General features: G+C 64.6%; 18 protein-coding genes and 1 tRNA gene. 8 read left to right on the forward strand and 11 right to left on the reverse strand.

Features of this window, described 5'->3' with window-relative positions; translation table 11 throughout:
* On the forward strand, positions 1 to 225 hold a 225-nt coding region (locus FAS41_RS22150), incomplete at its 5' end, for an alkaline phosphatase PhoX (protein WP_138525572.1).
* A 162-nt stretch (positions 226 to 387) separates the two neighbouring features.
* On the opposite strand, the gene fnr is transcribed toward FAS41_RS22150, so the two are convergent.
* Positions 388 to 1,089, reverse strand: coding sequence for a fumarate/nitrate reduction transcriptional regulator Fnr (gene fnr / locus FAS41_RS22155; RefSeq protein WP_138525573.1), 702 nt, complete (start codon positions 1,087 to 1,089; stop codon positions 388 to 390).
* A 299-nt stretch (positions 1,090 to 1,388) separates the two neighbouring features.
* Here fnr and FAS41_RS22160 point away from each other — a divergent pair, with 299 nt between their 5' ends.
* The 5 genes from FAS41_RS22160 to FAS41_RS22180 all read left to right on the forward strand — a co-directional run bounded on the left by FAS41_RS22160 (position 1,389) and on the right by FAS41_RS22180 (position 5,891).
* Positions 1,389 to 2,147 carry a COG4705 family protein gene (locus tag FAS41_RS22160; RefSeq protein ID WP_138525574.1) on the forward strand — a complete coding sequence of 253 codons (759 nt, stop codon included), beginning with the start codon at positions 1,389 to 1,391 and terminating at the stop codon, positions 2,145 to 2,147.
* 106 nt (positions 2,148 to 2,253) lie between these two features.
* Entirely contained in the window at positions 2,254 to 3,543 is a 1,290-nt protein-coding gene (locus FAS41_RS22165; protein WP_138525575.1) for an NAD(P)/FAD-dependent oxidoreductase, read from the forward strand.
* A gap of 13 nt (positions 3,544 to 3,556) precedes the next feature.
* Entirely contained in the window at positions 3,557 to 4,108 is a 552-nt protein-coding gene (locus FAS41_RS22170) for a helix-turn-helix domain-containing protein (protein WP_017516587.1), read from the forward strand.
* 77 nt (positions 4,109 to 4,185) lie between these two features.
* On the forward strand, positions 4,186 to 5,535 hold the full coding sequence (locus FAS41_RS22175) for a glutamine synthetase family protein (RefSeq protein WP_138525576.1): 1,350 nt from the start codon (positions 4,186 to 4,188) through the stop codon (positions 5,533 to 5,535).
* Between the two features lie 197 nt (positions 5,536 to 5,732).
* Positions 5,733 to 5,891: a YqaE/Pmp3 family membrane protein gene (locus FAS41_RS22180; RefSeq protein WP_017516589.1), complete on the forward strand. Its 159-nt coding sequence runs from the start codon at positions 5,733 to 5,735 to the stop codon at positions 5,889 to 5,891.
* A 9-nt stretch (positions 5,892 to 5,900) separates the two neighbouring features.
* Here FAS41_RS22180 and FAS41_RS22185 read toward each other — a convergent pair whose 3' ends face one another.
* From FAS41_RS22185 to FAS41_RS22205, 5 genes are all read right to left on the reverse strand, one after another.
* The gene (locus tag FAS41_RS22185) at positions 5,901 to 6,371 is read right to left on the reverse strand and encodes a hypothetical protein (protein WP_138525577.1); all 471 of its coding nucleotides are present in this window, start codon (positions 6,369 to 6,371) and stop codon (positions 5,901 to 5,903) included.
* 123 nt (positions 6,372 to 6,494) lie between these two features.
* Entirely contained in the window at positions 6,495 to 8,063 is a 1,569-nt protein-coding gene (locus tag FAS41_RS22190; RefSeq protein ID WP_138525578.1) for a methyl-accepting chemotaxis protein, read from the reverse strand.
* Positions 8,060 to 10,240: a putative bifunctional diguanylate cyclase/phosphodiesterase gene (locus tag FAS41_RS22195; RefSeq protein WP_138525579.1), complete on the reverse strand. Its 2,181-nt coding sequence runs from the start codon at positions 10,238 to 10,240 to the stop codon at positions 8,060 to 8,062. The genes FAS41_RS22190 and FAS41_RS22195 overlap by 4 nt, the downstream gene beginning before the upstream one ends.
* A 165-nt stretch (positions 10,241 to 10,405) precedes the next feature.
* The gene (locus FAS41_RS22200) at positions 10,406 to 10,729 is read right to left on the reverse strand and encodes a hypothetical protein (protein WP_138525580.1); all 324 of its coding nucleotides are present in this window, start codon (positions 10,727 to 10,729) and stop codon (positions 10,406 to 10,408) included.
* Between the two features lie 368 nt (positions 10,730 to 11,097).
* Entirely contained in the window at positions 11,098 to 11,583 is a 486-nt protein-coding gene (locus tag FAS41_RS22205) for a BRO-N domain-containing protein (RefSeq protein ID WP_171049535.1), read from the reverse strand.
* Positions 11,584 to 12,016: 433 nt separating this feature from the next.
* On the opposite strand from FAS41_RS22205, the gene FAS41_RS22210 reads away from it, so the two are divergent.
* Both FAS41_RS22210 and FAS41_RS22215 read left to right on the forward strand, forming a co-directional pair.
* Complete coding sequence (locus tag FAS41_RS22210) at positions 12,017 to 12,223, forward strand: type II toxin-antitoxin system HicA family toxin (protein WP_138525581.1); 207 nt, start codon at positions 12,017 to 12,019, stop codon at positions 12,221 to 12,223.
* Between the two features lie 29 nt (positions 12,224 to 12,252).
* Positions 12,253 to 12,657, forward strand: a complete 405-nt coding sequence (locus FAS41_RS22215) for a type II toxin-antitoxin system HicB family antitoxin (RefSeq protein WP_138525582.1) — start codon at positions 12,253 to 12,255, stop codon at positions 12,655 to 12,657.
* 56 nt (positions 12,658 to 12,713) lie between these two features.
* On the opposite strand, the gene FAS41_RS22220 is transcribed toward FAS41_RS22215, so the two are convergent.
* From FAS41_RS22220 to rpsU, 5 genes are all read right to left on the reverse strand, one after another.
* Positions 12,714 to 12,790 (reverse strand) — tRNA-Ile (locus FAS41_RS22220).
* 16 nt (positions 12,791 to 12,806) lie between these two features.
* Positions 12,807 to 16,541, reverse strand: coding sequence for a bifunctional diguanylate cyclase/phosphodiesterase (locus tag FAS41_RS22225; RefSeq protein WP_138525583.1), 3,735 nt, complete (start codon positions 16,539 to 16,541; stop codon positions 12,807 to 12,809).
* Positions 16,542 to 16,646: 105 nt separating this feature from the next.
* Positions 16,647 to 18,500, reverse strand: coding sequence for an RNA polymerase sigma factor RpoD (rpoD, locus tag FAS41_RS22230; protein ID WP_138525584.1), 1,854 nt, complete (start codon positions 18,498 to 18,500; stop codon positions 16,647 to 16,649).
* Between the two features lie 78 nt (positions 18,501 to 18,578).
* Positions 18,579 to 20,612, reverse strand: a complete 2,034-nt coding sequence (dnaG, locus tag FAS41_RS22235) for a DNA primase (RefSeq protein WP_138525585.1) — start codon at positions 20,610 to 20,612, stop codon at positions 18,579 to 18,581.
* Positions 20,613 to 20,812: 200 nt separating this feature from the next.
* A complete protein-coding gene (gene rpsU, locus FAS41_RS22240; protein WP_003085057.1) occupies positions 20,813 to 21,028 on the reverse strand; it encodes a 30S ribosomal protein S21 in 216 nt (71 codons plus the stop codon).
* Between the last annotated feature and the right edge of the window lie 188 nt (positions 21,029 to 21,216).

Here is a 21,216-nt window from a genome sequence, read left to right on the forward strand (position 1 = left end):
AACCAGCTGCTCTGCGCCGACCCGCACAGCCGCGAGGTGCGGCGCTTCCTGGTCGGCCCGCGCGGCTGCGAGCTGACCGGCATCACCCAGACGCCGGATGGCAAGACGCTGTGGGTGAATATCCAGCACCCGGGCATCAGCTTCCCGGCCAGCGACGGCAAGAGCATCCCGCGTTCGACGACGCTGGTGATCACCAAGGACGATGGGGGCGTGATCGGGACTTGATGGGCCGAGTGGCGAGGGTGAGGGGCTTTAGAGAAACTCGCCGCTTGGGCGGTTCGCGAGCAAGCTCGCTCCTACAAGAGCAGGAGCTGGCACGGAACCACCAGGGGGGAATGCGGACCCTGATAGGAGCGAGCTTGCTCGCGAACAAGGTCCGCTGGAACCTTAAAGCTCGACCTCACCCCCGGCCAGCGCACACAGCTCGGTGAAATCGACGATCTCCGTTTCCCGACCATCCACCCGGATCAGGCCGTGCTTCTGCAGGCGAGTGAAGCTGCGCGAGACCGTCTCCACCGCCAGCCCCAGGTAATCGCCGATTTCGTTGCGCGACATGCTCAGGCGGAAGCGCGTGGCGGAAAAGCCGCGCTCGCGGAAGTGCGCGGAAATGTTCAGCAGGAAGGCAGCAATGCGCGAGTCCGAATTCAGCCGCGAGAGCAGCAGCTTCATCTGCTGATCCTCGCGGATCTTGCGGCTCATCATCAGCATGATCTGGTGCGACAACCCCGGAATCTGGATCGACAGTTCCTCCAGCTGGTTGAACGGAATCTCGCTGCACAGGGTGCTTTCCAGCGCCTGTGCCGATACCGGGTAGCTGCCTTCACCCATGCCGGAGAAGCCGAAGATCTCGGTGGCGAAGTAGAAGCCGGTGATCTTCTCCAGGCCCTGTTCGTTGGTGGTGAAGGTCTTGATCGAACCGGAGCGCACCAGGAACACGCTATGGAACGGGTCGCCCTGGCGGAACACGAAGTCCCCCTTGTGCAGCAGATGCCCCGGCTTGATGATCGCCTCCAGCTCCTGGACCTTGTCGTCGCTCAGGGTTGGCGGCGCCAGCCGGCAGTTCTTGCAGTACGGTTGCGGTTTGATCATCTGATTCATCCATATCCCCATGCGCCGGCTAATCGCGCGCAATTCAGCGTTCCTCGGGCGCATTGCCCCCTCGTAGAACCATAGCAACTGACAGCCATCTGTCATCCGTCGGATCGTCAGTCGGGAAGCTGGCCAATGGATTTTTCATACCCGCTTGACCCTTTCTTCACCGCGCCGACCTCAGTCTCCACGCCCATGCACCTGGGGCTATTGGGGGAGACCACAGGAACTCCGGGGTGCTGCGACGCGACCGGTCGGGAGGACGCGCGTCGATCCCGCTCATTTTCCGGAGATACGTCGTGAATAAACTGCCACAGATCACCCTGGCCTTCTGGGTGATGAAGATCTGCGCCACCACCCTGGGGGAAACCGCCGGCGACCTGCTGTCGATGACCCTCAACGTCGGCTATGCCATCAGCTCGCTGATCCTCATCAGCCTGTTCGTCGTCACCCTCATCGGCCAGCTCGCCAGCAAGCGCTACGTGCCCTGGCTGTACTGGCTGGTGATTCTTTCCACCAGCACCGCCGGCACCACCATGTCCGACTTCATGGACCGTACCCTGGGGCTCGGCTACGCCACCGGCTCGGCGATCCTGATCAGTATCCTGGTGGCGATCTTCGCGCTGTGGCGTTTCAGCGGCACCTCGCTGTCGGTGGACAACATCCGCAGCTTCAAGGGCGAGATGTTCTACTGGATCGCCATCCTCTTCTCCAACACCCTGGGCACCGCGCTGGGCGACTTCCTCGCCGACGACTCCGGCCTGGGCTTCGCCGGCGGCGCGCTGCTGATCGGCAGCCTGATCGCCGTGGTGGTGGCGCTGCACTATTTCACCAAGCTGTCCTCGGTGCTGCTGTTCTGGGTGGCCTTCGTGCTGACCCGTCCGTTCGGCGCGACCCTGGGCGACGTGCTGACCAAGTCCCACGAGAAGGGCGGGCTGGACTTCGGCACCATCGGCTCCTCGGCCATCCTTGCCGGCATCCTGGTCGCGCTGGTGGTGGTGGTCAGCGTAAGGCTGAAGCGCGAGGAGCAGAGCAGCGCCGCGGTGCTGTCATCCTGACGGTTTGACATGCAGCCCGTCCCGTGAAAACGCGACGGGCTAGCCTTGTGAAATTTGTTCTGTTATTTTTCATGAAAAATAATCAGAACAATTTCACGAGGTCGCGATGTTCCTGCGTTCGCCCGAACCGGTCGGCACCTACTACGCCGGCGCCAACCCCGAGCTGATCCAGCCGCGCGATGCGCTGCGCGAACCGCTGGAATGCGAAGTCCTGGTCATCGGCGCCGGCTTCAGCGGCCTGCACACGGCGCTGCAACTGGTCGAAGGTGGCCGCCAGGTCTGCATGATCGAGGCCAGCCGCATCGCCTGGGCTGCCTCCGGACGCAACGGCGGGCAGGCGCTTCCGGGCTGGTCCAGCGACCTGGGCCCGATCGAGGACGACCTCGGCCACGAAGGCGCGTTGCGCCTGTGGCAGGGCATGCTCTGGGCTGCCCACGAACTGCGCGACCTGCCGCAACGCCATGGCTTTGACTGCGATTACCGCATCGGCCACCTGTGGACCGCCGTGCTGCAACGCCGGGTCGGTTCGCTCTACGACTGGCAGGCGGAAGCCAATCGCCGCTGGGGCTATGAAGGCCTGCAGTTCATCCCCCGTGACGACCTTCCGCAGTGGATCGCCAGCGACCGCTACCAGGCTGGCCTGTACGACCCGAACTCCGCGCACCTGAATCCGCTCAAGCTCGCTTACGGCCTCGCCGATGCCATCGAGCGCGCCGGCGGGCGCATCTTTGAGCAGACCCGCGCACTGAGCTTCCGCGAGAGCGGGAACGGCTATGAAGTGACCACCGAGCATGGCAGCGTGCGCTGCGCCTCCCTGGTGCTGGCCTGCAACGCCTACATCGACGGCCTGGACCGCGACGTCTCCGAACGCATCCTGCCGGTGGGCACCTACCAGGTCGCCACCGCGCCGCTGGGCGAGGAACTGGCCCGCTCGCTGCTGCCGAAGAACTGCTGCGTGACCGACAACCAGTTCGTCCTCGACTACTTCCGCCTGACCCCCGATCATCGCCTGCTGTTCGGTGGCGGCTGCACCTACCTGGGCGGCATGCCCTCGGACATACGCGCCGCCACGCGGCCCTATGTCGAACGGGTATTCCCGCAACTCAAGGGCGTGGAACTGGAATACGCCTGGGGTGGGCACATCGACTGCAGCATGCGGCGCACCCCGGACATCGGCCGACGCGGCGATCTCTACTGGCTGCAGGGCTATTCCGGCCACGGCGTGTTGCCGAGCCTGGCTGCCGCCCACGCCGTGAGCGAAGCCATGTTCGGCCGTAGCGACGAGCTTGACCTCTATCAACGCATCCGCAATCCCGGGTTCCCCGGCGGCCAGCGCTTCGCCGCGCCACTGGAAGCCGTCGGCAAGGCCTGGTATCGATTGCGGGACTTTGTCTAATCCGGAACCTGCCATGACCCAGACGGTTGCCAACGACCACCTTGCCACGCTGATCCGCGACCTGCGCAAGCACAAGAACCTCACCCTGGGCGAGCTGGCCGAGCAGATCGGCCGCTCGGTGGGCTTCCTTTCCCAGGTCGAGCGCGGCCTGTCGCAACCCACGGTCGCCGACCTCACCGCCATCAGCGAAGCCCTGGGCGTGCCGACCACTTACTTCTACGCCGGCGACACCCGCCGCGAGCGCGACTGGGTGACCCGGCCGAACGACCGTCGCACCCTGTATTACGCCGGTGGTGTCACCGACATCCTCGCCTCGCCGAACATGTCCGGCGGCTTCTCCGTGCTCGACAGCATCCTTGCCCCCGGCGCCACCAGCGGCGAAGGCCACCTGGACGACAGCTCGGAGCAGGGCGGCTTCGTCCTCGAAGGCGAGCTGACGATCTGGTACGAGGACGACACCGTCACCCTCTACCCCAACGACAGTTTCCAGCTGCCGCCGCACAGCCAGTTCCGCTACGGCAACCTCACCGACAAACCAACACGGGTGCTGTGGATCTTCACGTGAATTTCCCAAGCCAGCCCGCGAGGGTTGGTTTGGGAAAGCGATCCGGCCGCACCCCGCACAAAGGCCCAAGAGAAATCATGAACCGCCCGATGCATCCCGACCTGCTCAGCGAAGTCCGCGCCTTCCGCCAGCAATACCCGGACATCCGCTACGTCGACCTGATCTGCCTGGACATTCCCGGCCACTTCTACGGCAAGCGCTACCCCGTGGACATGCTGGAAAAGGTCGCCGCCGGCAGCCCTCTGAAACTGCCGCAGAACTGTGTGCTGCTGGGCGTACAGGGTGGTCTGCACCCCATCGGCGACTACTGCTTCAACGACGGTGACCCGGACGCGCCGCGCCGCTTGATCCCCGGTTCGCTCAAACCGGTGCGCTGGGAAAACCAGCCGCTGGGGCAGATGCTGATCAGCTCCGACGGTACCGAGGCGCCCATCGAATTCGAGCCGCGCGAAGTGCTCGCCCGCGTCATGCAGCGCCTGGAGTCCAAGGGCATCCGCCCGGTAGTGGCCTTCGAACTGGAGTTCTACCTGTTCGACAAGAAGCTCGACGGTGGCCTGCCGCAGTACCCGCGCGATCCGCTGTGCGACGACGAGGACGACCAGCCGAACATGCACATCGAGCGCCTGTCGCGCTTCTCCGACGTGCTCCACGAGATCGTCGAAGCCTCCCGCGAGCAGGGCGTGGATGCCAACGTCATCACCGCCGAGATCGGCCCGGGCCAGTTCGAGATCAACTTCGCCCACTGCGACGACGGCCTGCACGCCGCTGACCAGGCCGCGCTGTTTACCCGCGCCACCCGTGGCGTAGCGCTCAAGCACGGCCATCGCGCCAGCTTCATGAGCAAGCCTTACCTGCACGCACCGGGCAGCGGCATGCATGTGCATGTCAGCCTGTATGACCGCGACGGCAACAACCTGCTCGACCGCGACAACCAGCAGGCCCTGCGCCACGCCGTGGCCGGCTGTCTGGAACTGCTGCCGCACTGCATGCCGATCTTCGCCGCCAACCACAACGCCTACCGCCGCTACGGCTCTCGTGTGAACGCGGCGAGCAAGGCCAGTTGGGGCTTCGAGGACCGCGATGCGTGCATCCGCATCCCCGAGTCCGATGGCAGGAACCTGCGCATCGAACACCGCCTGGCCGGCGCGGACGCCAACCCCTACCTGGTGCTGGCGGCGATCCTCACCGGCATGGAACACGGCCTGGAAGCTCGCCAGGAACCGATCCCGCCGCTCAACGAAGACCGCTCCAGCGGCATCGACTTCCCCCGCGACATGCTGGGCGCCGTCGCCGAGATGGAAGACCACCCGGTAGTGAAGGAAGGCCTGGGCAGCGAGTTCGTCTTCGTCTACTGCGAGAACAAGCGCCACGACCACCTGGACTTCATGAACGAAGTCAGCGCGCGGGAGTACCGCTGGTTCCTGTAACGCCCGATGTTCCCTGTAGGAGCGAGCTTGCTCGCGAACACCCCTCGCTGCAGGGCTGGTTCGCGAGCAAGCTCGCTCCTACAGAAAGGCCGCTCAGGCCGGAGGGCACGGCGCAGGGGGATAGCAGATTCTCTGAACCCGCTCCGCTCGCCCGCGGTCCATTCCATGCACCAGGCAATCTCACAAGGAGCCACCGCATGGACTTCATCCGCATCCTCATCGCCATTCTTCTGCCACCCCTGGGCGTGTTCCTCCAGGTCGGTTTCGGCGGAGCGTTCTGGCTCAACATCCTGCTGACGCTGCTCGGCTACATCCCCGGCATCGTCCACGCCGTGTACATCATCGCCAAACGCTGAGTCTCCGGCTCAGGCCGTCTCGGTCAGGGCGATGCGTTCGCCGTCGCCGAACTCGTCATGTACGGCGAGGGTGAGCGCAACAGGCCAGCTCCAGCCACCGGCCTTCCACCAGCATTCGGCGAACCACGCCTTGAGCGTGTTGGCGATCAAGGCAACGCCATCGAAGTCTTCCCCGAAGTACGCGGCATCAAATTCCGGGGTGTTTTCCAGGGCTAGCTGCAGGTCGAGTGCCTTGCCGGCGAACAGACCGGAGTCGGCCGCATCGACCTTGTTGTTTTCTCCGCTGAGATACAGCCACGCTTCCGGCATATCCAGACCGTCTTCACCCAGGAACAGCTGAACCTCACCGGTCAGTGACTCATCGGGCAAGCTGCGCTGCAGGAGTGTGCGCAGCTTGTCGATGGTGGCCGGTGCCGCGCGTTGCAGGAAACGCCGGTAGCGAGTGCGGAACTGGTCGGGGCTCAGGCCGTAGGGAATCATGCTGCGAACTCGTTGCGGCGGCGTGCCGGCAGAGTGGCCGGCGCCGGGTGATGGAAGGGTGCCATTCTTCCGCAAGCACTTCACTGCGCCAAGTGGGCCGGTTGAGCGGGTCCATCTTCAGTGCTAACCGGCCCGGCTGCCCTCCCAGAAATGCTCCGCCAGCATCCGTAGCTCCGCTGACAGTTCCGCCATGCGCGCTGCGCTGCGCTGGCAGGTGTCGACCTTCGCTGCGTTGCTGTCGGCCGAGCCGCGAATGGCGTGCAGGCTGCGCTGCACGTCTTCGCTGGCGACGCCCTGTTCCTCGATGGCCTCGGCGATCTCCAGACTCATGCGTTGGATCGCCGAGACCTGTTCGCTGATCTTCTCCAGCGTGCCCGCCGCCTGGCCGGCCTGCTCCAGGCTGGCCACCGCCTGGTCACAGCAGTGCCAGAGCGCCCGTACCGAATCCTCGGCGCCCTGCTGAAGGTTGCCCACCAGCGACTGGATGTCCCGCGCGGAATGCTCCGTGCGCGAGGCCAGTGCGCGGACCTCGTCGGCGACCACCGCGAAACCGCGCCCGCTTTCCCCTGCGCGCGCCGCCTCGATGGCGGCGTTCAGCGCCAGCAGGTTGGTCTGCCCGGCCACATCACGGATCACGTCGAGCATCCGCGAGATCGCCTCGCTGTGTTCCTTCTGCTGCTCCACCGCCGTGCTTGCCGCGCGCACGCCGGCTTCCAGCGCGGCGAGTTGTCCGCGCGTGCCGCGCACGTCTTCATGGCCTGACTGGGTGATGCGTTCGCTGCACTGCGCCGCCACAGCACTGTGCTGCGCATGGCGGGCGACCTCCTGGACGCTCTGCGCCAGTTGCTGCATGGCGCTGGCGACCTGCTCGGTCTCGCGCTGCTGCAACTGCGAAGCGGCGCTGCCGCCGGCCATGGCGTCGGCCAGCGCCACGGAATGTTCGGCCAGTTGAAGCGAGGCGTCCGCCATGCGCCCGACCACCGCCGCCGTCTCCGCCTCCAGCATGCGGAAGGCAAAATCCAGTTCACCGAACTCGTCAGCGCGGCCCGAGTAAAGCTGCTGGCTGAGCGGGTTGTCGGCGACCCTCCTCGCCTTTGTGAGCAAAGCACCTAGCGGTTGCAGGCGTAGTACCAACCAAGTCGCGGAAACACCCAGCGCGAGCAGGAATGCCAGTGCCGCCAGTTTGGGTAGCAGCAGCGCCAACAGGGCGCCTCCGGCCTGCGCCAGCAGCAGGCCGAGCAACAGCTGCGCCACCAGCGGAAGACGAAGGCGGCTCAACTTCGCTCCCCCGCGCATCCTGGCGTACAGACGCTCCGCCGCGTCGACCTGCTCGGCGCCAGGACGTGTGCGTACCGACTGGTACTCGACCACCTTGCCGCCATGGCGGATTGGCGTGACGAAGGCGCTGACCCAGTAGTGGTCGCCGTTCTTGCAGCGGTTCTTCACCAGGCCCATCCAGCTGCGGCCGGCCTGCAGCGTCTGCCAGAGGTGGGCAAAGGCGGCGGGCGGCATGTCCGGGTGGCGCACGCGGTTATGGTTGAAACCCACCAGCTCTTCGGCCTCGAAGCCGCTGATCTTCAGGAAGTCCGGGTTCACATGGGTGACCGCGCCCTTGAGGTCGGTGGTGGATAGAATGTTGGCATTGAGCGGGACGTCCACCTGGCGCCCGGTGACGGGCATGTTGAGCTTCATCGCTGGTGCTCCAGTCGGGTCTGGAACAGTTGCTCCGGCGCCAGTGGCTTGCTGAACAGGAAGCCCTGCGCATGTCGGCAACCTTCCTGACGCAGGAAGTCGAGGTGCTCCTGACGTTCCACGCCCTCGGCCACCACTTCCAGGCCCAGGCTGTGGCCCAGGCCAATGATCGCGCGGCAGATGGCGCTGAGCTCCGGGTCGTCCGGCACGCGGGTAATGAAGCTGCGGTCGACCTTGAGGATGTGCAGCGGGTAGCGCTTGAGGTAGCCCAACGAGGAGTAGCCGGTGCCGAAGTCATCCAGGGCCAGGCGCACGCCCTCGGCGGCGAGCTCGCGCAGGCAGGCGAGGGTTTCCGCACCGTCCTGCATCAGCAGGCTCTCGGTGATCTCCAGCACCAGGCTGCGCGGTGACAGGCCGCTCTCGGCGAGGATGCGCTGCACCCGCGCGGCGAAGCCCGGTTGTTGCAGCTGCCGGCTCGACAGGTTGACCGAGCAGTACAGGTTGCGATGGCCCTGACGCTGCCACTGCGCCGTTTGCCGGCAGGCCTGGCGCAGCACCCAGTCGCCGACGTGGACGATCTCGCCGGACTCTTCCAGCGCGGGGATGAAGTCCAGCGGCGAAACCGATTCGCCGTTGTGCTTCCAGCGCAGCAGCACCTCCACCGCCTCCCAGTGCGGTGAGTCGCGGTCCAGGCGAACGATGGGCTGGTAGTGCAGGCTGAACTCCTCGCGGCGCAGCGCCTGGGCCAGCGCGCTTTCCAGCTCCAGCCGGCGTTGCGCCTCGGCCTGCAGCTCCAGGCTGAAGCGCGCGTATTGTGCCTTGCCGGCCTCCTTGGCGCGGTACAGCGCGAGGTCGGCGGCCTGCAGGGTGTCGATGGCCTGGCCGTCGGTCATCAGCCCGGTGATGCCGATGCTGGCGCTGACCACCAGCGTGCGGCCATCCACGTGCAGCGGCTGGCGCAGGCAGTCGAGCATGCGCTGCGCGACCTGCTCGGCGTCGGCCAGGCTGGCCAGGTCATCCAGCAGCACGACGAACTCGTCGCCACCGAAGCGCGCCAGGTGATCGCCCGGCCGCAGGCAGCGCAGCAGGCGCTGGGAGACCTCCACCAGCACGCGGTCGCCCACGGCATGGCCGAGGCTGTCGTTGATCAGCTTGAAGCGGTCCAGGTCGATGAACAGCAGACCGGATTCGCGCGCGCCGGGGCGGCGCTGGCGCATCAGCGCCTGCTGCAGCAGTTCGTCCAGGCGCAGGCGATTGCCCAGGCCGGTGAGCGGGTCGTGCCGCGCCGCGTGGCTGAGCTGGTGTTCGCTGGCCTTGTGCTGGCTGATGTCGGTCTGCGAGCCGGCCATGCGCCCGTCGGTGACCACACCACGGGCCAGCACCCAGAGGTAGTTACCATCGCGCTGGCGGATGCGGTACTCGTGGCTGAGCAGCGCGCTGCTGCCGCGCAGGTGCGCGTCGATGGCCTTGCGCAGGCCGGGCAGGTCGTCCGGGTGCACGCGGGCGAACCAGCTGGTGCTGCCTTCGCCGAGGTTGTCGCGGGTCAGGCCGAGCATGCGCGCCCAACGCTCGGAGACGTAGAGGCGGTCGTTGCCCAGGTCCCAGTCCCAGATACCGTCGTTGGCGCCGCGCAGTGCGCGGGCGTAGCGCGCCTCGCTGTCCTCCAGCGCCTGGCGCTGGGCGGCGCCGTAAGTGTCGATGGCCAGCGACATATCGAAGAACACGCGTTTGAGCAGGCTGGCGTAGGTCTTGGCTTCCGGAGCGTCGCCCATCAGGTCGGCGAGCATCTGGTCCAGGTACAGGCGATAGGCGCCCAGGTACCACTTCAGCTCGACGCCCACCTGCTGGTGCACCAGCCCGATGCGCAGGCGATCGCGCACGTAGTCGGCGTCCTGCGGGGCGTCCCAGAGTTGGCGGTAGTACTCGAACTGGCTGCATTTCAGCCGCGCCAGCGTCGCCGGCTCGGCGAGGATCGCCCCCAATGGAGGGTAGTGACGCAGGTGGTCGTAGAGCTGCTCGATGAAGCGCTGGTGGCAGCCCTCCAGTTCGGCGGCACGGCCGTGGAGGTGGCAGCCATCCTCCTTGCGCCACTCCAGGTAACTCAGGCGCTGTTCGACTTCCGTCGTCGACAGGCCGATGCGCTCGAGCACGCTCTCGAGCTTCGGTCCCAGGCCCATGTTCGGCTCCTTGCGGGTCTGCTGTTTTTGTCGGGCATGAAAAAAGCGCCGGCTCGTCGTCCAGTCGAAATCGACGGCGACCAACTCGGCGCTTTGTCTTGCAGGCCCACAAGTCCTGCCCGGCAAAGCCAGCTTCCGCAACGGCGGAACGCGGGTGGGAGTCTTTTACACCAGCGAGCGCGGCCCCGACAACTCCTGCAGCGCGCCGCTCAGGCGCTGGCGCAACTCGCCCAGCTCGCGGGAGCGGAAGGCATGGCGGGTTCTCTCCAGTACTCCGATGGCATCGGCCAGCAGCGCCTGCAAGCGCGCCGAATCGCTCAAAGGCGCGTCCTTGAACCATCGGCACAGCGGCGCCTGCTCGCAGTTGCGCGGTCCTTCCATCACCGCGCAGGGCAGCTCGTAGGCCGCCAGCAACGCACGAACCTGGCGCGCCAGCGCCGGGTCCTGGGAAGTGACCAGCAACTGGACCGGGTACCGGTGGAGAGTCATGGGGGATTTGCTCTTGTCAGGGAGCTGCCAATTTAGTGGCTAGTGGCAATCTGATATTGACGCCTGTCATGTCGGCGGAGCGCTTGCGTCAGATGGTCGACGGCGAGTGTGACGTGGCTCGCATTGCGGCGCCGGGAAATTGTCTTTGCCGACGTGACGTCATGCCCCCATCCGGCACCGATCAGTCTCTTTTCCCGCTTAAGGAGCGGGGCGCGCAGCCAAGGTTAGGGAGAGGGGCTTTTGATCGCGTAGGAGCGGACCATGTCCGCGAAGTCCTTCCGATGCAGGTAAAGGCGCTGGAGCGAAGCGATCACTTCGATGGGTATCGCTTCGCTCCACGCCATCCTACGGAAGCGCCTGGGGGGGCATCAGTGCAGCGAACGCACCTGATCTTCCATGATCCGCACCGCATCGCTCCAGCGCACCCAGAGCTTGCCCTGCCAGTCCATCACGCTCATCAGGTGGCCTTCCACCTGCTCCATCCGCCGTTGCGGCAGGTGCGGATTGTGCTGCTGCGCATCCCGCAGCGTCGGCAGCACCTCGTTGCTCAGCCACTGGCGCAGGCTGCGGTTTTCCGGGTGGTAGAAATGCACCATCAGCAGCGCGTACAGGCCGCTTTCGCTGACCAGGTAGAGCTTTTCGTCACAGCCTGCCAACTGCTCATGGCGAAGCTGGTCCGGGTCGAGCTTGCTGGTGACCCGCTCACCCAGGTGGCTGTTGGTCAGCTTGGCCAGGTCGCGCAGGACGAACCACGCCTGCCGCTCGATCAGCAGCCCGCGCAGACGACGGTTGTAGCGTTGGAACACAGTGGGAATCAGGCCTTCGTCGGCCGACATCGAATCGGAAAACTTCATGCTGTCTCTCCATGTACATCCAGAAGCCGCCGCCCGAACAACCGAAGAGGGAGGCGGACCGTGCAAGGGTGGAATGCCGGAAACGAGTACGAACCGGTAGGGCAATAGCCCACCTCACACGGTCCGCCATAGACCGAGAGACAGTGAATGCTAGTCGGCAATCGCTCTCTGCAGATGGCTTACGTGTCGTACTCGTTTTCAGGATTCCACTCCCGGCCACGGCGAACCGTGGCAGACGGAACGCTACGCAGAGCCCTTGTAGGACAGCAACGCCATTGCGGCGTAGGGCGATTCGGGAATTACCGCTGGTCTGCGGCGAACCTGCCTCCAGCAAGGGCAAATGCAGCGCCTGTCGGCTTACCTCCTCGTCACATTGACGGACTTCGATGGTGGTGTGTACGGTACACACTGCTGCACCGTCGGGAGAGCGTCGATGCGCAGCAAAGAAATCATTGATCTGTTGACCGAGGATGGCTGGTTCGAGATCGGCTGTAACGGCAGCCATCACCAGTTCAAACACCCGGCCAAGTCCGGCAAGGTGACGGTCCCACATCCGAAAGCCAGCCTGCCAAAGGGAACTGTGAGCAACATCCTCAAGCAGGCCGGCCTCAAGCCTGGGCAATCCAGTGCGAGCCACTGAACCCAATACGTGACAGCAGGTGCCCACCCATGAAATTTCCCGTCGTGCTCCACAAGGACCCCGACAGCGACTACGGCGTCACCCTGCCGGATGTGCCCGGCTGTTTTTCTGCCGGCTGTACCGTCGATGAAGCCCTGGATAACGCGAAAGAAGCCCTTGCCTTGCATTTCGAGGGGCTGGTCGCGGACGGCGAAGGGTTGCCACAACCGCAAGCCATTGACCAGCACCTGAACAACCCGGACTACGCCGGCGGAGTCTGGGCGGTGATCGAGTTCGACGTCACGCCGTATCTGGGCAAGGCCGTGCGCTTCAACGCCACGCTGCCCGAACACCTGCTGCAACGCATCGACGACCGAGTCAGCAAGGACCAACGCTACAGCTCCCGCTCCGGCTTCCTCGCCACGGCGGCGCTGCGGGAACTGGCGCAGTCCTAATCGCCTCATGGCAGAAACGAAAAAGCCGCGCATCCGCGCGGCTTTTGCTGAAAGGGTGGTGGGCCCACACGGACTTGAACCGTGGACCAAAGGATTATGAGTCCTCTGCTCTAACCAACTGAGCTATAGGCCCCCAGAAGGCGGGCGGATTATACCGGGGCGTTCTGGCTTGCGCCAACCGGATGCAGCGGGACCAGGAAGCGGTTGGCAAAGGCGTCGGCCGGTAGCGGGGCGCTCAGGGCGTAGCCCTGGATCTGGTCGCAGCCTTCGGCTTCGAGGAAGCGTTCCTGGGCTTCGTGTTCCACGCCTTCGGCAATCACCGTGAGGTTCATGCTGCGGCCCAGGGCGATGATGGCGCGGGCGATGGCGGCGTCGTGAGGGTCGTCCGGCAGGCCGTGGACGAAGGACTGGTCGATCTTCAGCGTGTCCAGTGGTAGCTGCTTGAGGTAACTGAGCGAGGAGTAGCCGGTGCCGAAGTCGTCGATGGCCAGTTGCACGCCGAGGTGCTTGAGGCTGTGCAGGATCGACAGGGCTTCCTCGGTCTGGTGCATGAGGAAGCTTTCGGTGATCTCCAGCTGCAGGCGCGAGGGCTGGAGGTTGTAGTGGGCGAGCAGTTCGCGGATGCGCTCGACCAGGCTGGTCTGGCGCAACTGCGCACCGGCGAGGTTGACCGACAGCGGACCGAAGGCGGCGTGGCTGTCTTGCCAGCGACTCATCTGCCGGCAGGCTTCGCGCAGTACCCAATCGCCCAACGGCAGGATCAGGCCGTTTTCCTCGGCCAGGGGGATGAAGCGATCCGGAGAGATCGCGCCGAATTGCGGATGCTTCCAGCGGATCAGCGCCTCTGCTCCTACAAGCTGGCCGCTGGCGAGGGACAGCTTGGGCTGGTAGTAGAGCTGCAGTTGGTCGCTCTCCAGGGCACGGCGCAGTTCGTGCTCCAGGGCCATGCGCTCGGTGGCCTGGAAGGTCAGCTCGCGGGTGTAGAACTCGACGCGGTTGCGGCCCTGGGCCTTGGCCCGGTACATGGCGGCGTCAGCGTTCTTCACCAGGGTGGCGACGTCGCCGCCATCGCTGGGATAGAGGCAGATGCCGATGCTGGCGCTGACGAAGAACTCCTGTTCGCCGGCGATGAACGGTTTGTCGAAGCAGAGCAGGAGCTTGTTCGCCACGTGTTCGGCGTCCAGCGCGTGGTGCAGGCCGGGCAACAGGATGATGAATTCGTCGCCGCCCTGGCGGGCCACGGTATCGACGTCGCGCAATTGCTCGCGCAGGCGGGTGGCGATGGATTTCAGCAGCAGGTCGCCGACCGGGTGGCCGAGGCTGTCGTTGATATGCTTGAAGCGGTCGAGGTCGAGGAACAGCACGGCACCCTGGTGGTTCTCTTCCTGGGCTTCCTTGAGCGAGGCGTTCAGGCGGCTTTCGAACAGCAGGCGGTTGGGCAGGCCGGTGAGCGGGTCGTGGTGGGCCTGGTAGTCGAGCCGCGCCTGGGCGTACTTGAGGGTGGAGATATCGGCGAACACGCCCACATAGTGCGAGAGCTCGCCGTCGGCGTTGCGCACGGCGCTGACGGTCAGCCACTCCGGGTAGAGCTCCTGGTTCTTGCGGCGGTTCCAGATCTCGCCTTGCCAGTGGCCCTCGGCATTGAGCTGGTGCCAGAGGGCGACGTAGAAGCTGCTGTCGTGCTGGCCGGAGGCGAGCAGGCGCGGCGAGCTGCCGAGGGCTTCCTGTTCGCTGTAGCCGGTGATCTCGCTGAAGGCGCGGTTGACCGCGACTATTCGTTGACGGGCATCGGTGATCATCACGCCTTCGGCGGTGCTTTCGAACACGGTGGCGGCGAGGCGGAGTTTTTCCTGCATCTGCTGTTGCTCGGTGATGTCCCGGGCGATGGTCAGCATGCAGTCGTCGTTACCGATGGTGATACGGTGGGCGGACAGCTCGCACAGGCGAAGGCTGCCATCGCGGGTGCGTATTTGAGCAGTGAAGTCCGGTGCGCTGGCGCTGTTGTCGAGGATGCCCAGCAGCTTGCTGCGGTCGGCCGGGTTGGCCCACAGGCGCAGGTCGAGGGTGGAGCGCTCGGCAGCTTCCTCGCGGCTGAAGCCGGTGATGCGGGTGAAGCCCTGGTTCACTTCCACCAGCCGGCCATCGCTGATGCGGGAGATGAGCATACCGTCGGGGGAGGCGTGGAAGGCCTTGGCGAACTTCTCTTCGGAGACGCGCAGTTGCTCCTGGGTCTCTTTGACCTGGGTGATGTTGCGCACCACCACCACCAGCGCGAGGGTGTCGTCGAGGACGACGTGCTGGGCCGAGAGCAATCCGGTGAAGCGGCCGCCGTCGCGGCGGTTGAGCGGGATCTCGACGTTGTTCAGCGGTTCGCCCTGCAGGCGCTGCAGCATCATCGGCCCCATGCCGGGGGCACCCCAGATGCCCAGCTCGGTGGAGGTCTTGCCCAGGGCTTCGCTGGCGGGTATGCCGATCTGCCGCTCGAAGGTGCTGTTCACCGCCAGCAGTTTGCCGTCGATGCGTCGTGCCAGGACGATGATGTCCGGGCAATGATGGAACACCGAGGCGAATTTCTGTTCGGACAGGCGCAGCGCCTGCTCGGTGTGCTTGGCTTCGGTGATGTCGATCATCAGGCCGCGCAGGATCAGGTCATCGCCGTGGTGGATCAGCGTGACGATATCGCGGATCCAGACGATTCGCCCGTCGGCGGCCAGCATGCGGTAGTCGAAGCTGTGGTTTCGTCCGGCCAGGCTCTCCGTCTTGCAGAAGTGGATGGCGTGCTCGGCGTCGTCCGGGTACAGCGTGCGTTGCCAGAAGCCGGGCTCCAGCCAGTCGCTGAGCGGATAGCCGAGTAGTCGCTGGGCGTGGGGAGATACGTAGGTGAAGCGGTTTTCCGCCAGGCGCATTTCCCAGGCGATGGCGGTGAGGCTTTCCACCAGGCCGCGATAATGCTGCTCGCTGTCGCGCAGGGCCTGTTCGAGTTTTTCGCGGCGCTGCATTTCGCCCCGCAGGCGGCGGTTCATGGTGAACAGCACCAGCAGGGTAAGGGCGCTGAGGAGAGCGATCGGTACGACGACGCGGAACACCTCGGGCCAGACGCTGCGGCGGTCTACCAGACCGCCAACCCAGGGTGCCTGCAAACCGTCGATCTGTTCGACGGTCAGGTCCGCCAGCACCTTGTCCAGGATGCCGACGAAGATCGCCTGACTTTTCGGCACGCCCATCGCCAGTTGATATCGGTAGGGCGTCTCGCCGCTGATCTGCAGGCCCTCCAGCTTCAGTTGACGCAGGTTCCAGACGCTGGAAGCGAGGTCGCCGACGAAGGCGTCTACCTGGCCGACGGCCAGTGCCTGCAAGCCGGCGGCGACGCTGGGCAGCGGCTGCAGGTTGAGGTCGGGATGCTTGGCGACCAGCAGTTCATGCGGGGCGTAGTGGGCGACCACACCGACCTTCAGGCCGTAGAGCTCCTTCACACTGGAGGGGGCGGGACCGCTCTTGCGCGCCAGGATGATGATCGGGAAGTCGAGGTAGGGACGGGAGAAGGTCAGGTAATCGAGCCGCTCCGGGGTGGCCATGATGCCGGGGAGCAGGTCGATGCGGTTATCGCGGGCCTGTCGCAGGACTTCGCTCCAGCTTGCTGGCTCCACCGGTTGCAGCTTGATCTTGAGCTGGTCACTGATGACCTTGACGTAGCTGGCGGCCAGCCCCTGGTACTGGCCGTCGTTGTCGCGAAACTCGAAGGGGGGCCAGGAGGCGTCCACGCCCAGGCGCAGCGTGGGGTGCGCCTGCAGCCACTGCTGCTCCTCGGGCGAGAGGCTCAGGGCGAATGCCTGTCCCGCCCAGAATGCGAGGCACCACAGTAGAACTGCCTGCAGACGCGGCATGAAGGGCCTCATTCCAGGGAGGGGACTATGCCGAAGTGTAGACGTGGCACTTTGCCCGATGGAAGGCCCAAAGAAAAACCCCCGGTTTTGGCCGGGGGTTCTTCGTCACTCGTCGAGGAAGGAGCGCAGGTGCTCGCTTCGCGACGGGTGGCGCAGCTTGCGCAGCGCCTTGGCTTCGATCTGACGGATACGTTCGCGGGTTACATCGAACTGCTTACCCACTTCCTCGAGGGTGTGGTCGGTATTCATGTCGATGCCGAAGCGCATGCGCAGGACCTTGGCTTCGCGAGCGGTGAGGCCGGCGAGGACTTCGCGGGTGGCTTCCTTGAGGCTCTCGCTGGTCGCCACTTCGATCGGCGACTGCATGGTGGAGTCCTCGATGAAGTCGCCCAGGTGCGAGTCTTCGTCGTCACCGATCGGCGTTTCCATGGAGATCGGTTCCTTGGCGATCTTCAGGACCTTGCGGATCTTGTCTTCCGGCATGTCCATGCGTTCGCCCAGCTCTTCCGGGGTCGGTTCACGGCCCATCTCCTGCAACATCTGGCGGGAGATACGGTTGAGCTTGTTGATCGTCTCGATCATGTGCACCGGAATACGGATGGTGCGGGCCTGGTCGGCGATCGAGCGGGTGATCGCCTGGCGAATCCACCAGGTGGCGTAGGTCGAGAACTTGTAGCCGCGACGGTATTCGAACTTGTCCACCGCCTTCATCAGGCCGATGTTGCCTTCCTGGATCAGGTCGAGGAACTGCAGGCCGCGGTTGGTGTACTTCTTGGCGATGGAGATCACCAGACGCAGGTTCGCCTCGACCATCTCCTTCTTCGCACGACGGGCTTTCGCCTCGCCGATGGACATGGAGCGGTTGACGTCCTTGATCTCGGCAACGGTCAGCTGCGAGCTGGCTTCCAGGTCGACCAGCTTCTGCTGGTTGCGCAGGATGTCGTCACGCAGGCGCTCGATGGCCTCGGCGTACTTGGGCTTGCCCTTGAGGATGGCATCGACCCAGGCGGTGTCGGTTTCGTGGCCGGGGAACTGGCGCAGGAAGTCGGCACGCGGCATGCGGGCATCACGCACGCACAGCTGCATGATGGCGCGTTCCTGGCGACGCACGCTGTCCAGCGCATCGCGGACCTTGGCGACCAGCACGTCGAACTGCTTGGGCACGAGCTTGATCGGCATGAACAGCTCGGCCAGAGCAACCAGCTCTTCGGTGGCCTGCTTGCTGCCACGGCCATGCTTCTTCAGAGCCTTCTTGGCTTTTTCCAGCTGCTCGGAAACGGCGCCGAATCGACGAGCGGCTTCTTCCGGATCCGGACCGCCATCGCCTTCTTCTTCTTCGCTATCGCCGTCGGACTCTTCGTCCTCTTCGTCCTTGTCCTTGTCCTTGGCTTCGGCGTCATCTTTCAGACCAACCGGCTCGACTTCCTCGGCCGGCAGGGTGCCGTCATCCGGGTCGATATAGCCACTGAGGACGTCCGACAGGCGGCCGCCTTCGGCGACGATGCGGTTGTACTCTTCGAGAATGCCGTCCACCGCGCCAGGGAACTGGGCGATGGCACTCATGACCTCGCGGATGCCTTCCTCGATGCGTTTGGCGATTTCGATCTCGCCTTCGCGGGTCAGCAGTTCCACGGTACCCATTTCGCGCATGTACATGCGCACCGGGTCGGTCGTGCGGCCAACGTCGCTCTCTACCGCAGCAAGGGCGGCAGCAGCTTCTTCGGCGGCAGCTTCATCGGTATCGGTTTCCGCCAGCAACAGGGCATCCGCATCCGGGGCTGTCTCGAATACGTTGATCCCCATGTCGTTGATCATGCGGATGATGTCTTCTACCTGTTCCGGATCAGAGATATCCTCCGGCAGGTGGTCGTTGACCTCCGCGTAAGTCAGGTAACCCTGCTCACGACCACGGGTGATCAACTCTTTGAGACGAGATTGCTGTTGCGCTTTTCCGGACATAACACCCTATCCACTGAAGGTCTTGGCGGGCTGAAATAAGCCGAGGATTATACCAGATTCGAGGCTTCAGGCGCCAGTTCAGCTCTGGCTGCCTGTTGAAGAGGGGGTGCTGTAGTGCTCCCGCAGTAACGCTTTCTCTTCGTCGGTCAGTTCACTGGGATTCTTTCGCAGCACACTGTGCAGGCGGGCTTCGCGGCTGCTGAGCAGTTGGTTGTGTGCAAGTGTAGTAATGGTGTCGACGAACTGCTTTTCAAGATTGCCGTCATCAATCAGCCATTCTTTCCCCGCCAGCACCTGCAGCAGGCGCCCTTGGGGTGTTCCGTGCCAGCGCGCGATGAGGTGCATCGAGCTCTGTTTCGGATTCTTCTGCAACGCTTCGACCAGGGCCGCGAGCAGTTGCGAATAGGTCTGTCCCTCGTTGGAAAAGTGGCTCGCATCCTCGACGCTCTGCGCCAGTTGAGGATGGTGCAGCAGGGTGCGCAGCGCGGTCAGGGTCGGTGATTCGACGCTGATCTCGGTGCGTGGCTGGCGCGGCGTGAAGTCGCCTTTCTTGCCTTTGCCGTCCCATTTGCGATCGCCCTTCCAGGGCTTCTTGCCCTGCTTGGCACCGCCGTTGCCGGCGGAAAATTCCTGCGGCGCCTCGAAGTAGTTCGAAGCATCCTGGTAATGGCTGTCGCCATGCTCTGCGAATTGGCCGGCTAACTGCCCCATGTCGTAGTCGGCGTACTCGTGGGCGTGGTCCGAGCCGAGCGCCTGCGCCGGAGCGGGGTTATGGCTCGGTTTACCCTGGCCGGCGAAGCCGGAGCGCGGCGCGCTGATCTGGCTGAGCGCCTCGGCGGACAGGCCGGTAATCTCGCCCAGGCGCTGGCGCATCAGCAGGCGCAGGGTGTTGCCGGGGATTTTCTCCAGCAACGGCCCGGCCAGGGTCGCCAGGTGCGCCTTGCCTTCCAGCGTGCTCGGGTCGGCTTCCAGGGTCAGTTGCTGGAAGAAATAGTCTGCCAGCGGCTGGGCCTGGTGAGCGAGGCGGGCGCGGAACGCGTCCGGGCCTTCGGCGCGTACCAGGCTGTCCGGGTCTTCGCCCTCGGGCAGGAACAGGAAGCGCACCTTGCGTCCGTCCTGCAGGTTGCTCAGCGCCGACTCCAGTGCGCGCCAGGCGGCATTGCGGCCGGCCTGGTCGCCGTCGAAGCAGAAGAGGATGTTCGGCACGATGCGGAACAGCCGCTTGATGTGTTCTTCGCTGGTGGCCGTACCCAGGGTCGCGACCGCATTGCGGATACCCTGTTGCGCCAGTGCAATGACGTCCATGTAGCCTTCGACCACCATGATCTCGTCGAGATCCCGGTTGTTCTTTCGGGCTTCGTACAGGCCGTAGAGCTCCTGCCCTTTATGGAAAACCGGGGTTTCCGGCGAGTTCAGGTATTTCGGCTTGTCGTCGCCCAGTACCCGGCCGCCAAAGGCGATCACCCGGCCGCGGCTGTCGCGGATGGGGAAGATCACCCGGTCGCGGAAGCGGTCGTAGCGCTTGCCGCTGTCGGGGTTTTCCACCAGCAGGCCGGCATCGAGCATGGCCTTGAGCTGCAGGTTGTCGCCGCCCAGGTTCTTCAGCAGGTTATCCCAGCCCGGCGGAGCAAAGCCCAGCCCGAAGTCGCGGGCGATCTCGCCGGTCAGGCCGCGGCCCTTGAGGTATTCCACCGCAGCCTTGCGCGCCGGGTGGCCCTTCAGCGCCTGGCGGTAGAACTCGGCAGCACCGGCCAGCAGCGGGTAGAGTGGCGAGTCGACCGGTTGGCGGGGCTTGTTGCCGCGCCGGCCTTCCTCGCGGGGCACGTCCATGCCGGCGCGCTTGGCCAGGTCCTCGACCGCCTGGACGAAATCCAGCTGGTCGTGGTCCATGATGAAGCCGAGCGCGTTGCCGCCGGCGCCGCAGCCGAAGCAGTAATAGAACTGCTTGTCGGGGCTGACGGTGAAGGAGGGTGTCTTCTCCTTGTGGAACGGGCAGCAGGCGCTGTAGTTCTTGCCGGTCTTCTTCAGCTGGATGCGCGAACTCACCACATCGAGAATATCGGTGCGGTTGAGCAGGTCATCGATGAAGGATTGTGGAATCAGGCCGGCCATAGACTCATCGGGACGCAGGGTGGACCCAAGCATAGCGCGGCGCGTTGGGCGTGCGTGCGAGGCTTGAGGCTAAGCATGGGGCTTGAAAAGCAAAAACTCCGAAGTCCGCGAATGCGAATCGGAGTGGGGTGCCTGGTTTCAGGCACTCGCCCGGCGAGTGGGCCGGGCGATGCGGAAAGCGTGCGACGAAGCGCTGTAACTCAGTACAGGCGCTCGCGGCGGCGCTGTTCGCGCTGCACTTTCTTGGCGTGACGCTTAACAGCGGCAGCGGCCTTGCGCTTACGCTCGGCGGTCGGCTTTTCGTAGAATTCGCGGCTACGGACTTCGGCCAGTACGCCTGCTTTTTCGCAGGAGCGCTTGAAACGACGCAGAGCTACGTCGAAGGGTTCGTTCTCTTTAACTTTGACGGCGGGCATCCAGGTCGTACCTTCAATGATTACCGGAGGATTTATCGCGCTCCTGACGGTTGTTCGGAGTCGGCGGTTTTCAAGGGTTGCGGATATTAAACGTTCGGACGGAGGAATGCAAAGCCTCCGATCGAAAAGCACTGGTCCGAAGCCCAGCCGCCGATTATGATGCGCGGCTTCAATTTTGCCCAGAGAAA

The sequence above is a fragment of the Pseudomonas nicosulfuronedens genome (assembly GCF_005877905.1).
Lineage (GTDB): Bacteria > Pseudomonadota > Gammaproteobacteria > Pseudomonadales > Pseudomonadaceae > Pseudomonas > Pseudomonas nicosulfuronedens.

Bases quoted from the DNA above. Each gene is read 5' to 3' on its own strand.
- FAS41_RS22165 (WP_138525575.1), top strand. From the start codon at position 2,254: ATGTTCCTGCGTTCGCCCGAACCGGTCGGCACCTACTACGCCGGCGCC.
- dnaG (WP_138525585.1), bottom strand. From the start codon at position 20,612: ATGGCCGGCCTGATTCCACAATCCTTCATCGATGACCTGCTCAACCGC.
- FAS41_RS22205 (WP_171049535.1), bottom strand. From the start codon at position 11,583: ATGAAGTTTTCCGATTCGATGTCGGCCGACGAAGGCCTGATTCCCACT.
- FAS41_RS22175 (WP_138525576.1), top strand. From the start codon at position 4,186: ATGAACCGCCCGATGCATCCCGACCTGCTCAGCGAAGTCCGCGCCTTC.
- FAS41_RS22215 (WP_138525582.1), top strand. From the start codon at position 12,253: ATGAAATTTCCCGTCGTGCTCCACAAGGACCCCGACAGCGACTACGGC.
- FAS41_RS22170 (WP_017516587.1), top strand. From the start codon at position 3,557: ATGACCCAGACGGTTGCCAACGACCACCTTGCCACGCTGATCCGCGAC.
- FAS41_RS22225 (WP_138525583.1), bottom strand. From the start codon at position 16,541: ATGCCGCGTCTGCAGGCAGTTCTACTGTGGTGCCTCGCATTCTGGGCG.
- fnr (WP_138525573.1), bottom strand. From the start codon at position 1,089: ATGATCAAACCGCAACCGTACTGCAAGAACTGCCGGCTGGCGCCGCCA.
- FAS41_RS22180 (WP_017516589.1), top strand. From the start codon at position 5,733: ATGGACTTCATCCGCATCCTCATCGCCATTCTTCTGCCACCCCTGGGC.
- FAS41_RS22190 (WP_138525578.1), bottom strand. From the start codon at position 8,063: ATGAAGCTCAACATGCCCGTCACCGGGCGCCAGGTGGACGTCCCGCTC.
- FAS41_RS22200 (WP_138525580.1), bottom strand. From the start codon at position 10,729: ATGACTCTCCACCGGTACCCGGTCCAGTTGCTGGTCACTTCCCAGGAC.
- FAS41_RS22185 (WP_138525577.1), bottom strand. From the start codon at position 6,371: ATGATTCCCTACGGCCTGAGCCCCGACCAGTTCCGCACTCGCTACCGG.
- FAS41_RS22210 (WP_138525581.1), top strand. From the start codon at position 12,017: ATGCGCAGCAAAGAAATCATTGATCTGTTGACCGAGGATGGCTGGTTC.
- FAS41_RS22195 (WP_138525579.1), bottom strand. From the start codon at position 10,240: ATGGGCCTGGGACCGAAGCTCGAGAGCGTGCTCGAGCGCATCGGCCTG.
- rpsU (WP_003085057.1), bottom strand. From the start codon at position 21,028: ATGCCCGCCGTCAAAGTTAAAGAGAACGAACCCTTCGACGTAGCTCTG.
- rpoD (WP_138525584.1), bottom strand. From the start codon at position 18,500: ATGTCCGGAAAAGCGCAACAGCAATCTCGTCTCAAAGAGTTGATCACC.